The sequence below is a fragment of the Pseudomonas sp. ACN8 genome, from assembly GCF_002303925.1.
In the GTDB taxonomy this organism is placed as follows: domain Bacteria; phylum Pseudomonadota; class Gammaproteobacteria; order Pseudomonadales; family Pseudomonadaceae; genus Aquipseudomonas.
Map to the genome: position 1 here is coordinate 25,926 of NZ_MRCS01000005.1, position 12,892 is coordinate 38,817.

Genomic DNA, 12,892 nt, shown 5'->3' on the forward strand with positions numbered 1-12,892 from the left:
TGTAAAGAATGTAAATTCAGTGCGAATAGTAATATTTCGCAATTGTTACGAATACGTATTTACCCTATATTCCGCCACCTCAAATCCTGGGGGAGGGGAATTCAAATGTCGCGTCAACAACCACAAGTACCGGTCAGTTCACCACGTTTGCTCGCATCGGCCATCGGCATGGCGATTACTGCCGGGTCTGCGGGCCACATGGTTTTCGCGGCGGAAAAAACCGACGAAAAAGCACCGGACAAAGTGATTTCGCTGGGCGCCACCGCCATCACCGGCGAAGCCCAGGACGAGACAACCTACAACGTCGAGAAAGCCTCCTCGCCCAAGTACACCGCCCCGCTGATCGACACGCCGCGCTCGGTGACCGTCGTTCCGCAACAGGTTCTGAAAGACACCGGCTCGCTCAACCTGCAGGACGCGCTGCGCACTGTTCCGGGCATCACCTTCGGTGCGGGTGAAGGCGGTAACCCTCAGGGCGACCGTCCGTTCATCCGCGGTTTCGACGCCCAGGGCGACACCTACCTGGACGGTGTGCGCGATACCGGCTCCCAGAGCCGCGAAATCTTCGCCGTTGAATCGATCGAAGTCAGCAAGGGCCCGAACTCCGCCATCGGTGGTCGTGGCGCCGCGGGCGGCAGCATCAACCTGGTCAGCAAGAAAGCTCACCTGGGCGATTCGCTCGACGGTGGTTTCACCTGGGGCTCCGATCAGACCCAGCGCTACACCTTCGACGGCAACTACCAGTTCACCGACACCGCCGCTGGCCGTCTGAACCTGCTGAGCCACGAGAGCAACGTCGCCGGACGTGACAGCGTCAACTACGACCGTTGGGGTGTCGCACCGTCCCTGGCCTTCGGTCTGGGCACCGACACTCGCGTCAACCTCGACTACTACCATCTTGAAAGCAACGACCTGCCGGACTCGGGTATTCCGTACTCCATCCCGGTCGGTGGCTCGGCTGCCCGTACCAAGTCCAACCCGGACAAGCCGAATGACGGCGGTGACAGCAGCAACTTCTATGGTCTGACCGATCGCGACTTCCGCAAGACCCGCACCGACACCGCGACCTTCGCCATCGAGCACGACCTGAGCGACTCGCTGACCATCAAGAACACCCTGCGTCACGGCTCCAGCATGCAGGATTACATCCTGACCCAGCCGGACGACAGTAAAGGCAACGTCAACAACGGCAGTGTCTGGCGTCGGGCGAATACCCGCGTGAGCAACACCGAGACCACCACCAACCAGACCGACCTGTTTGGTGATATCTACATCGCCGGGTTCAAGAACAGCTTCTCCACCGGTGTCGAATACACACACGAGGAAAGTGAAAAATCCTCGTACAACGTCAACACGGACACCACCCCGAGAACGGCAGCGGTAACCAATAACTGCTCGCCAGCCCTGATCGGCGCGCCAAGCGGTTACAACTGCACCTCGCTGTCCAACCCGAACCCGAATGATCCGTGGAGCGGTGCCATCTCGCGCAACTACGCGGGCACCGACACCAAGGCCAACACCTACGCACTGTATGTGTTCGACACCCTGACATTGACCGAGCAGTGGCTGGTGAACATGGGCCTGCGCTACGACCATTTCGACACCGACTACAAAACCTTCAACGGTTCCAGCGTGACCACGTCCAAGGGCGATGACACCAGCGAATTCGTTACCGGTCAGTTCGGTGTGGTGTACAAACCCGCCGAAAACGGCAGCATCTATGCGTCCTACGCGACGTCTGCCACGCCACCGGGCAACACCCTGGGTGAAGGTTCGGAAGGCAACCCGTTGGGTGGCACGCCGGATCGCAATGGCAACCTGCTGAAAAGCGACATGGAGCCGGAAACCACCAAGAACTACGAAATCGGTACCAAGTGGGACCTGCTGAACGATCGTCTGTCCCTGACTGCCGACATCTTCCGCACCGAGAAAGAAAACGCTCGTGTGCAGACCAACACCACGACTTACGAAAACGTCGGCAAAACCCGTGTTCAAGGTGTCGAACTGTCGGCCACCGGCAAGCTCACCGACAAATGGCAGGTCTTCGCCGGTTACGCCTACATGGACAGCGAGCAAGTCGATGGCGGCGACATGCCGGCAAACAAAGCCAACGATGGCAACGAATTGCCTAACACGCCGAAAAACAGCGCCAGCCTGTGGACGACCTATCAAGTCACGCCGAAGCTGACCATTGGCGGCGGTGCGTTCTATGTCGACGACGTGTTCGGCAGTGCCGCCAACACCACCATGGTCGATTCCTACGTTCGTTACGACGCGATGGCGGCCTACAAGCTGAGCAAGAACGTCGATTTGCAACTGAACGTGCAGAACCTGACCGACGAGACCTACTACGACAAGGCGTTCTCGACTCACTTCGCCAACCAGGCAGCCGGTCGCACCGCTTTGCTGAGTACCAACTTCCACTTCTGATGGAAATGCGACCAACAACTTCCTGTAGGAGCGAGCATGCTCGCGATGGTCGTCAACGATAACGCGACTAGCCTGACCCCCGCGTCGTTCTCGAGTTTTTCGCGAGCAGGCTCGCTCCTACATAGTTGGTGTGTGGCCAGGCCCCGTTCATCCACATGAACGGGGCCTTTGTGCGTAAAAAAGAATGCTTCTCGACAACCCCACGGCATAATGCGCGCCGTGATGAATCAATTTGAACGAACAAGGCGAGCGACGTGTTGAAGAAAACCCTGTTCCAGTTGCACTGGTTTTTCGGAATCAGCGCCGGGCTGGTCCTGGCCCTGATGGGCATCACCGGGGCGGCGGTGTCGTTTCAGGATGAAATCCTGAGCACACTCAACCCTTCCGTGTTGCAGGTCGATAAACAGGTCGCCGGTGTGCTGCCGCCCGTCGAACTGGTGGAGCGAATCGAAGCCGCGTCGGGCAAAAAAGTCTCGATGCTCACCGTGGAAACCGACAGCGGCAACGCCGCCAAAGTGTGGTTCACCCCGCCACCGGGCGAGCGCCGTGGCGAGATGCGCTACTTCGATCCCTACACCGCCGAATTCCTTGGCGACGCCACCGGCCAGGACTTCTTCGGCCTGATGTTGCAACTGCACCGCTTTCTCGCCATGGGTGACACAGGTCGGCAGATCACCGGCGCGTGCACGCTGATCCTGGTGTTTTTCTGCCTGTCCGGCCTGTACCTGCGCTGGCCTCGCCAGTGGAGAAGCTGGCGCGCCTGGCTGACTCTGGACTGGAAGAAAAAGGGCCGCAGCTTCAACTGGGACCTGCACTCGGTGGCCGGCACCTGGTGCCTGGTGTTTTACCTCCTGGCGGCGATAACCGGGCTGTCCTGGTCCTACGAGTGGTACAACAAAGGCCTGACCCGCTTGCTCTCCGACTCACCGCAGAGCGAACGCGTGCGCGGCGGACGCGGGCCTGCGCCGAGCGGTCCGGCACCGACAGCCGATTACGCGGCGATGTGGAGCAGCATCTACAGCGCGGCCGGTCCGCTACTCAGTTCCTATAACGTACGCATGCCGCCCGTGGCCGGGCAACCCGCGACTGTGTACTTCCTGCTGAAAAGTTCGCCTCACGACCGCGCCCTGAACCAGATCACCCTCGATCCGGCCACCGGCGTGGTCAAGCGCGTTGATCGCTACAGCGACAAGAGCCTCAAGGCGCAACTGCTGACCAGCATCTATGCGCTGCACGTCGGCAGTTATTTCGGCATCGCCGGGCGCATCATCCTGACCATCACCGCGCTGACCATGCCGCTGTTCTTCGTCACAGGCTGGATGCTGTACCTGGATCGTCGGCGCAAAAAACGCCAGATAAAAGAGGCGCGCAAAGACCTCGTGCAACCCGCCAGCGATGCGCCGACGTGGCTGATCGGCTTCGCCAGCCAAAGTGGTTTTGCCGAACAGCTGGCATGGCAAACCGCCGGGCAATTGCAGGCCGCAGGCTTGCCGGTCAAAGTGCAACCGTTGGCGGACGTCAGCGAGCAGGACTTGCATGAATCGAACAATGCCTTGTTCGTGGTCAGCACCTTTGGCGACGGCGAAGCACCGGACAGCGCCCGCGGTTTCGAACGCAAGGTACTGGGCCGCACTCCAAGTCTGGAACGCCTGAACTATGCAGTACTCGGCCTCGGCGACCGGCAATATCAACACTTCTGCGGATTCGCCAAGCGCCTGCACACCTGGCTCGGCGAACACGGCGGCAAAACCTTGTTCGCCCCGGTGGAGGTCGACAGCGGTGACCCTTACGCCTTGCGTCACTGGCAACAGCAATTGGGCCTGTTGACCGGCCAGGCTCCCGTCGATACCTGGCAAGCGCCCGGCTACAACAACTGGACCCTGCTGCATCGTGAACTGCTCAATCCGGACAGCAATGGTTCGCCGGTGTACTTGCTGGGCCTCAAGCCTCCTTCCACCAGCAGTTGGCTGGCAGGCGACCTGGTGGAAGTGATGCCACGCAATTGCCCGTGGGCCATCGAGCACTTCCTCGACGGCATGGGGATTCACGGGGAAACCAGAGTGCAACTCAACGGCCTGGAAGAAACCCTCGAACAGGCCCTGGCCAGCCGCCAGTTGCCGGAGAACCGCACCCATCTGGTCGGCCTGCACGCTCAAGCACTGGCAGAGGCCCTCGTACCGTTGGCCATGCGCGAGTATTCCATTGCCTCGATCCCGGCCGATGGCGTGCTGGAATTGATCGTGCGCCAGGAAGTGCATGCCGACGGCAACCTCGGCGTCGGCTCCGGCTGGTTGACCGAGCACGCGCCGGTGGGCAGTTCCATCAGCCTGCGCGTGCGGCGCAACAGTGGTTTCCATCTGCCGGCCCAAGCGGTGCCGATGATCCTGCTGGGCAATGGCACGGGGCTGGCCGGGTTGCGCAGCCTGCTCAAGGCCCGGATCGCCGATGGTCAGCAACGTCACTGGCTGTTGTTTGGCGAGCGCCATCGCGAGCACGACTACCTGTGCCAAAAGGAGCTGGAGGAGTGGCTGATCAATGGTGACCTGGCGCGCCTCGACCTGGCGTTTTCCCGCGACCAGGCCGAAAAGTTCTACGTGCAGGATCGCCTGCGTGAATCGGCAGCCGAGCTCAAGAAGTGGCTGGCGGACGGTGCGGTGATCTACATCTGCGGCAGCCTTCAAGGCATGGCTTCGGGCGTGGACCAGGTGCTCAACGAGGTGCTGGGCGCCGCCGAAGTGGAGCGCCTGATCGAACAGGGCCGCTACCGCCGCGACGTGTACTGACCCAATGATTTCCCTGTAGGAGCGAGCTTGCTCGCGATGGTCGTTAACGATGACGCGTTCATACAGGATGAGCGCGTTATCCTCAGGTTCATCGCGAGCAAGCTCGCTCCTACAGGGACCCAGAGTCAGTCAGACCGGCTGCAACTTCTGCTCGAATACAGACACCCCGTCCAGGTCCCGCAACACCACGCTCAACTCCCCCGTTTGCCCATCGATATTCACCTCGCCAAAAAACTGAAATCCGGCAAACGGCGAGACGTTCTGCGCCGGCGGCGCCTTCTCGAACACCACTTCAGGACCAAAGGTCTTATCCAGCGCGTTCGGCCCGAAGCTGCCGGCATTCAACGGCCCGGCGACGAACTCCCAGAACGCCTCGAAATCCTGGAACGCCGCCCGATCCGGGTGGTAATGATGGGCCGCGCAGTAATGCACATCCGCGGTCAGGAACAGGAAATTGCGCACCTGCTGCGCCCGCAGGAAACCGAGTAATTCGGCGATCTCCAGTTCGCGCCCCTGGGCCGGGCCGGGGTCACCGTTGGCCACCGCTTCCCAGCGCGCGACACCGGGACTGACTTCACCATCGGGCACGCCGAGGCCAATGGGCATGTCGGCGGCGATCACTTTCCATTGCGCCTTCGAGGCCTGCATTTCACGCTTGAGCCAGTCCAGTTGCTCACGCCCGAGGAAGGGTTTTTCAGCGCCCAGATTGTCATCGTTGGCCCCGCGATAACTGCGCATGTCCAGCACGAAAACATCGAGCAGCGGCCCGTAGCCAAGCTTGCGATAGATCCGCCCGCCGCCATCGCCGCTCTGCAAACGCATCGGCGCGTATTCGAGCCAGGCCTGGCGTGCGCGGCCCACCAGGCTGTGGATATCCTTGTCCTGATAACGCGCATCCAGCTGTTTGCCTGGCGACCAGTTGTTCACCACTTCGTGGTCGTCCCACTGCCAGATCTGCGGGACCTCGGCGTTGAAACGACGGATGTTTTCGTCCATCAGGTTGTAGCGATAGTTGCCGCGATACTCATCGAGGGTCTCGGCGACTTTGCTCTTGGCTTCGGTGGTGATGTTGCGCCACACCCGGCCGCCTTCCGTGGTGAGCTGCGCCGGGATCGGGCCGTCGGCGTAAATGGTGTCGCCGCTGTGGATAAAAAAATCCGGCAGACGCAGGCGCATTGCTTCGTAGATGCGCATGCCGCCAATGTCCGGGTTGATGCCGAAGCCCTGCCCGACGGTGTCGCCGCTCCAGACAAAGCGAATGTCGCGGCGGGTTTGCGGCACGCTGCGCAAATGACCGAACCAGGGCTCGCTGGCGACGCCGCTCTGGGCTTCCTCGAATTGCACGCGATAGAAAATCGCCTGGTCGGCGGGCAGCCCGGTGAGCTCGACCCGGGCAGTGAAATCGGTGCGCGCATCGGCCAGGGGCGAGACGAATCGCCGGGGGTTGGGAAACAGGCTGCGGGTGTCCCACTCCACCACCATCCGCGCGGGGCGATCGCAGCGGCTCCAGATGATTGCCCGGTCGCCCAGCAGGTCGCCGGACTGCACGCCGTCGGTGAGTTGCGGCCGATCCTTGACCGAAGCGATCACCGCCGGCGCCAGCCCCGGCAACAACAGCCCGGCGCCGACCGCTTGCATGACACGACGGCGCCCGAGGTTGAAATCGCTCATGGTGTTCTCCCTGAAAAAGGAAAAACTAAAGCATGGCCCTATGACCCTGGCATGACACAGGTCTTCCCAGCGCTGCAGATCCCTGTGGGAGCGAGCTTGCTCGCGATGGCCTTTTCACACTCAACATTTATGTCGACTGACACACCGCAATCGCGAGCAAGCTCGCTCCTACAGGGGGCAGGAACAAGGACAGGTGTCAGGCGGTGACGGGTTCTACCGCCAACTCCACCGTCTCCGGCCGCTTGACCAGCGCATACACCACCGCCGTCAACAGGCTCCCCGCCACAATCGCCAACAAATAAAGCAGCGCATGGTTGATCGCATTCGGGATCGCCAGCACGAACAACCCACCGTGGGGCGCCATCAATTTACAGCCGAAATACATCGACAACGCACCGGTCAGCGCACCGCCGGCGATGCTCGCCGGAATCACCCGCAGCGGGTCTTTCGCCGCAAATGGGATCGCCCCTTCGGAGATGAAACACAGCCCCAGTACCAGTGCTGCTTTACCGGCTTCGCGCTCAGCCTGCGCAAACTTGCGCCGGGCAATGAACGTAGCAATGCCCAGGCCGATCGGCGGCACCATGCCGGCCGCCATGGTCGCCGCCATCGGTGCGTAACTCTGCGACGCCAGCAACCCTACCGAGAACGCATAGGCCGCCTTGTTGATCGGCCCGCCGAGGTCGACGCACATCATGCCACCCAGCAGCACACCGAGCAGAATCGCGTTGGTGGTGCCCATGCTGTCGAGGAAATGCGTGAGCCCGGCGAGCATCCCGGCCACCGGTTTACCGACCACGTAGATCATCACCAGACCGGTGAACAGGCTCGCCAGCAGCGGGATGATCAGGATCGGCTTGAGTGCCTCAAGGCTTTGCGGCAATCGTGCATAACGGTTGATCGCCTTGGCCGCGTAACCGGCCAGAAATCCGGCAATGATCCCGCCGATGAAACCGGCGCCCAGGGTGCTCGCCAGCATGCCGCCGATCATCCCCGGCGCGAGGCCCGGACGGTCGGCAATGGAATAGGCGATATAACCCGCCAACAGCGGCACCATCAGCTTGAACGCAGTGTCGCCGCCGATCTGCATCAACGCCGCCGCCAGCGTGCCCTCCTCCTTGAAAGCGGTGATGCCGAACACGAACGACAAGGCGATCATCAAGCCGCCGGCCACCACCATTGGCAACATGAACGACACGCCGGTCAGCAGGTGTTTATAAACGCCCGTCTTCTCCTGTTTGGCCGTTGTCTTGGCTGCACTCGAGGCGTTTTCCTGCTGACCTTCGGCCAAGGCTTTTTTCAAGGTCGCCTCGGCTTGCTTGAGAGCAATGCCGGTGCCACAGCGATAGATTTTCTTGCCGGCGAAACGCTCGGTGGCGACTTCGATATCGGCCGCCAGCAGCACCACATCGGCCTCGGCAATGGCTTGTGCGCTCAATGGATTGCGCGCGCCGACCGAGCCCTGGGTTTCCACCTGCAGGTCATAACCCAGGCGCTTGGCCGCTTGCTGCAAGGCCTCGGCGGCCATGAACGTGTGAGCGACACCCGTCGGGCACGCGGTGACGGCCACCAGTCGCGGCGCGTTCTGGACGACCGCCACAGGTTCGACGACGGCCTCTTCAGCGGCGTAGACCTGTGCCTCCTGCGCACCACGTCGCAGCACGGCTTCCACGTCCTGCAGGGCCTGGGCCGGGGTGCTCTGGAACAGCCGCTTGCCAACAAACCGCGACATCTCCACCGGCGCGCTGGTCACCAGCAGCACCCACTCGGCCGCGTCAAGGGTGGCCGCCGACAGTTGTTTTTCGGGATGCGCGGCATCGGTGACTTCGACGCTGGTGCTCCAGCCCTGACGCTGGGCCGCGGCATCGAGCAGCCGGGCACACAGCACACTGGTGACCATGCCGTTCGGGCAGGCCGTAACGATGGCTAACTTCATGACAAACCCTCTTATTGTTCTGTCAGGGGACGCACGCGTACACCCTGTTCAAGCTGCGCCAGTTGCGCTGCATCGCCAATGCCGAATCCGATCTGGGTCACTGCCATCGCGGCAATCGCCGTGGCGGTGCGCAAGGTCTGCTCCGGCGTATCGGCACTGAGCAAACCGTGGAGCATCCCCGCCAGCAACGAATCACCCGCGCCCACCGTGCTGGCGACGCTGACCTTGGGTGGCGTGGCATGCAATGCCGAGCCGACGCTGAACCAGTTCACGCCTTCGGCACCGTGGGAGATCACCACATGCTCGATGCCCTGAGCGTGCAAACGCTCCGCCGCTATGGATTGGGCGCTGACCGACACGACCTCGCAGTCGAGCACCTCGGCCAGCTCTTCAGTGTTGGGTTTGATCAGCCACGGCCCCGCTTTGAGCGCAGCACGCAACGCCTCGCCACTGGTGTCGAGTGCGACGTTAAGCCCCAGTTCTTTCAAGCGTACAATCAACGCCTGCAACCACTGCCCACTCACGCCCAACGGCAAGCTGCCAGCGACCACGACAGCATCGTGTCCCGGCGCAATCTGCTCCAGTCGATCCATCAAGGCCTGCTGCGCCGCCTCGCTGACCTGCGGTCCCGGCCCGTTGATGTCGGTGATGCGCCCGTCGCTTTCCGCCAGTTTGATATTGCTGCGGGTCTCGCCTGGTACACGGATGAAGGCATCGACAAAACCGCGTTTGGCGAACAACGTTTCAAAGGCTTGCAGGTTGTCTTCGCCGAGAAAGCCACTGACGGTCAGCTGATGCCCGAGGTCGGCCAGCACTTGCGCCACGTTCACGCCTTTGCCGGCGGCGTGGGTGTGCATCACATCGCTGCGGTTGACCTGGCCGGCTTCAAGGCGCGGCAACTGGACGGTCAGGTCCAGCGCCGGGTTGAGGGTCAGGGTAAGAATCCGGGCCATTACAGGGCCTCCACTAATGCGCGAACTTCATTGGCGCTGCCCACGGCCAAGGCCTGGCGGGCAAGGGTTTGAGTCTGAGTGAAGCCCAGTTCGCGAATCCGCGCCTTGACTTCGGCAATGCTGCGCGCCCCGACGCTGAGCTCATCCACCCCGAGGCCGACCAGCACCGGCACCGCCAGCGGGTCGGCCGCCAGCTCGCCGCACACACCAACCCATTTACCATGGGCATGGGCCGCGCGCACGGTGATGTCGATCAGTTGCAGCACCGCCGGATGCAAGCCATCGGCCTGGGCCGACAGCGTCGGATGACCACGGTCGATGGCCAGGGTGTATTGGGTCAGGTCGTTGGTACCGACGCTGAAAAAGTCGACCTCCTGGGCCAGCACCGGCGCCAGCAACGCCGCCGACGGCACTTCGATCATGATCCCCAGTTGCAGGTCGGCGACCGGGATTTCCTGGCGCAGGCGTTCGGTCATGTCGCGGGCCTGACGCCACTCGTCGACGCTGCCCACCATCGGGAACATGATCCGCAGCGGTCGGTTGTCGGCAGCCCGCAGCAAGGCGCGCAGTTGCGCTTCCATGATCTGCGGGCGCTGCAAGGTCAGGCGAATGCCGCGTACGCCGAGGAAGGGGTTTTCTTCCTTCGCAATCGGCCAGTACGGCAGCGGTTTGTCACCACCGACATCGAGCGTACGCACCACCAGCGGCCGCCCGGCCAGACCATCGAGGACGCGACGGTACTCGGCTTCCTGGGTTGCCTCGTCGGGCGCTTGCGGGTGGGCCATGAAAATCAGTTCGGTCCGCAACAGGCCGATGCCTTCGGCGCCCTGCTCCACCGCGCCGCTCACACCGGCGCTTTCACCAATGTTGGCGAACACTTCGACGGCGTGGCCATCGGTGGTCAACGCCGGTTGATGACGCCGTTCAGCAGCCGCCTTCAAGCGTTGCTCGCGGGTATCGCGTTCGGCCGTGGCGCGCTGCAAAGTCGCCGCGTCAGCGTCCACATGCAGGCGACCACGCTGGCCATCGAGCAGCAACGGCGTACCCGGCGCCAGCAGCAACACGCCGGGGCCGGCGCCGACCAATGCCGGAATGCCCAGGGCCCTGGCGACAATCGCACTGTGCGCCGTAGCGCCACCCCGAGCGGTGAGAATCCCCGCCACGCGAGCGGGATCGAGACGCGCGACGTCGGACGGGCCGACCTCGTCCATCACCAGAATGTACGGTTGATCCGGTTCGCTCGGGGTTTCGATGCCGCAGAGCTGCATCAACACCCGACGTCCGATGTCGCGCAAGTCGGCCGCACGTTCGGCGAGCAAGGCATCCTGCAACGCTTCCTGCTGCCGGGCCGCCGCTTCAATCACGGCCATCCACGCCGCCTCGGCGCTTTCGCCCTGCTTGAGGCGCGTATCGACCTCATCGGTCAGTTCCGGGTCGTCGAGCATCTCCTGGTGGGTGATGAAGATTTCGCGGATGGCTTTGCTCTTGCTGCTCTCGATCAGGCCCTGGATGTCACGGCGTACCTGCGCCAGGGCTTGCTGGAGACGCTCACGCTCGATGCCGGCGGATTCGCCGCGCAACGGATAATCGATGGTTTGCAGCACCTGAATATGCGCCGGGCCGATGGCAATCCCCGGAGCTGCGGCAATCGCCTGAACCACGCTGCCAGATATCGGGGCGAGGACCACTTCGGCCATATCGGCAACGACTTCGCGCGCCTGGCTTACCGGCGGCAGCGGTTCGACCTCTTCACCGAGACCTTCTTCGATAGCGGCCAACAAGGCTGGCAGCGCATCAGCCGCGATGCCCGGTTCGGCGATGATTTCCAGGACCTGCCCACGACGGGCGCCGAGGCTGAGCAACTTGCTCAAGCTCTTTACCGACACTGCGCTGTCATGACCATCGACGATGCGCACGCGGATGTCACCTTCAAAACTCTTCGCCAGTTGCGCGAGGATTTTCGCCGGCCGCGCATGCAAACCGTGAGCGTTGGCCAATGCAATTCGCGCACTGGGCCAGTCGGCGGGCACTTCACCACCAAGCACTTCGAGGACCTTGCGGCTGCTGGTGGCGCGCCCCAACTCATGGCCACGCCCTTCGATCAACAACGCGCACAGGCGTTCGAGCAGGGCTTGATGGGCCTCACCGAGGCTGGCCAGGCAGAACAGTCCATTGAGTGGCTGGCCGAGATAGCGCAGCGGTCTGTCCGGGGTGACGAAGGCCAGGCCCGGACGCTTCACCGTCTGCTCGCTGTGCAGCCACCACAGGCCATCGCCCAAGGGCAGCGCGTCAACCTGTTGCAAAACGGCGGAAAACCCGTTGCTCACGCAGTCGGCCTGCCGCAACAAACGTGCGCCGCGCCAGACCAGCTCTTCGAAATCTTCGGCCGCCACACCGAGGCCGATCATCTGCGCATCCAGCGCCAACTCCTGCGGCGCGCCTTGCAGCAACTTCAGCAAGGCTTCGGCGGAACCGGCGCGACGCAAGGCCTGGCCCAGGTCAGTTTCACCGAGGGCGCGGGTGAGCAATTGCAACAGGCGCAGATGCTCATCGGATTTGGCGGCGATACCGATCGCCAGGTAAACGATATGACCGTCGCCCCAGTCCACGCCTTCAGGGAACTGCATCAGGCGCACACCGGTGGTGAACACCAGGTCGCGGGTTTCGGGCGTACCGTGGGGGATGGCAATACCCTGACCGAGAAAGGTCGAGCCCTGGGCTTCCCGCGCTTGCAAACCGGCGAGATACCCTTCGGCAACCAGGCCATCGGCGACCAGATGCCGGGCCAGCAATTGCAGCGCTGCGGACTTATCCACGGCCGACTGGCCCATGGAAATCTGCTCTACAGTGAGCTCGAGCATGCTTTCTCCTTTTTGGCGCCTTGGGGCACCAGGTATTGTTTTGAATGAGTCAGCTCAGGCGCCTGGCCATCGTTTTTGGCGGTTTCACGGCAGAACCGACCAAAGGCGCCTAAAGCGTAGAAAATACGCTTGCTGAATCGTTTAATCTAGATCGATTGGCACGTTACTCGATATTGGCCCATCCTTGAAGTCCAACTTGTCGGATGCGTTGCGACAATGGTCGCCTGCCTTAATCGGTTAGGATTGACGAAAATGTCG

Annotated in this window: 6 protein-coding genes; 2 read left to right on the forward strand and 4 right to left on the reverse strand. The window is 62.3% G+C overall.

The window, feature by feature from the left end; translation table 11 throughout:
* Positions 1 to 105: 105 nt before the first annotated feature.
* Both BSF44_RS04065 and BSF44_RS04070 read left to right on the forward strand, forming a co-directional pair.
* Positions 106 to 2,430: a TonB-dependent siderophore receptor gene (locus BSF44_RS04065; protein ID WP_095942385.1), complete on the forward strand. Its 2,325-nt coding sequence runs from the start codon at positions 106 to 108 to the stop codon at positions 2,428 to 2,430.
* A 254-nt stretch (positions 2,431 to 2,684) separates the two neighbouring features.
* On the forward strand, positions 2,685 to 5,213 hold the full coding sequence (locus BSF44_RS04070) for a sulfite reductase flavoprotein subunit alpha (RefSeq protein ID WP_095942386.1): 2,529 nt from the start codon (positions 2,685 to 2,687) through the stop codon (positions 5,211 to 5,213).
* 129 nt (positions 5,214 to 5,342) lie between these two features.
* On the opposite strand, the gene BSF44_RS04075 is transcribed toward BSF44_RS04070, so the two are convergent.
* From BSF44_RS04075 to ptsP, 4 genes are all read right to left on the reverse strand, one after another.
* Positions 5,343 to 6,884 (reverse strand): alkaline phosphatase, encoded by a 1,542-nt coding sequence (locus tag BSF44_RS04075; RefSeq protein ID WP_095942387.1) that lies wholly within the window; start codon positions 6,882 to 6,884, stop codon positions 5,343 to 5,345.
* Positions 6,885 to 7,080: 196 nt separating this feature from the next.
* Positions 7,081 to 8,820, reverse strand: a complete 1,740-nt coding sequence (locus BSF44_RS04080; RefSeq protein WP_095942388.1) for a PTS fructose-like transporter subunit IIB — start codon at positions 8,818 to 8,820, stop codon at positions 7,081 to 7,083.
* Positions 8,821 to 8,831: 11 nt separating this feature from the next.
* Positions 8,832 to 9,773, reverse strand: a complete 942-nt coding sequence (pfkB, locus tag BSF44_RS04085; RefSeq protein ID WP_095942389.1) for a 1-phosphofructokinase — start codon at positions 9,771 to 9,773, stop codon at positions 8,832 to 8,834.
* A complete protein-coding gene (gene ptsP / locus BSF44_RS04090) occupies positions 9,773 to 12,634 on the reverse strand; it encodes a phosphoenolpyruvate--protein phosphotransferase (RefSeq protein WP_095942390.1) in 2,862 nt (953 codons plus the stop codon). Before ptsP ends, pfkB begins: the two co-directional genes overlap by 1 nt.
* Positions 12,635 to 12,892: the final 258 nt, after the last annotated feature.

What these genes read in the sequence shown, in the direction of transcription:
- BSF44_RS04065 (WP_095942385.1), top strand. Translation starts at nt 106, where the DNA reads ATGTCGCGTCAACAACCACAAGTACCGGTCAGTTCACCACGTTTGCTC.
- BSF44_RS04075 (WP_095942387.1), bottom strand. Translation starts at nt 6,884, where the DNA reads ATGAGCGATTTCAACCTCGGGCGCCGTCGTGTCATGCAAGCGGTCGGC.
- pfkB (WP_095942389.1), bottom strand. Translation starts at nt 9,773, where the DNA reads ATGGCCCGGATTCTTACCCTGACCCTCAACCCGGCGCTGGACCTGACC.
- ptsP (WP_095942390.1), bottom strand. Translation starts at nt 12,634, where the DNA reads ATGCTCGAGCTCACTGTAGAGCAGATTTCCATGGGCCAGTCGGCCGTG.
- BSF44_RS04080 (WP_095942388.1), bottom strand. Translation starts at nt 8,820, where the DNA reads ATGAAGTTAGCCATCGTTACGGCCTGCCCGAACGGCATGGTCACCAGT.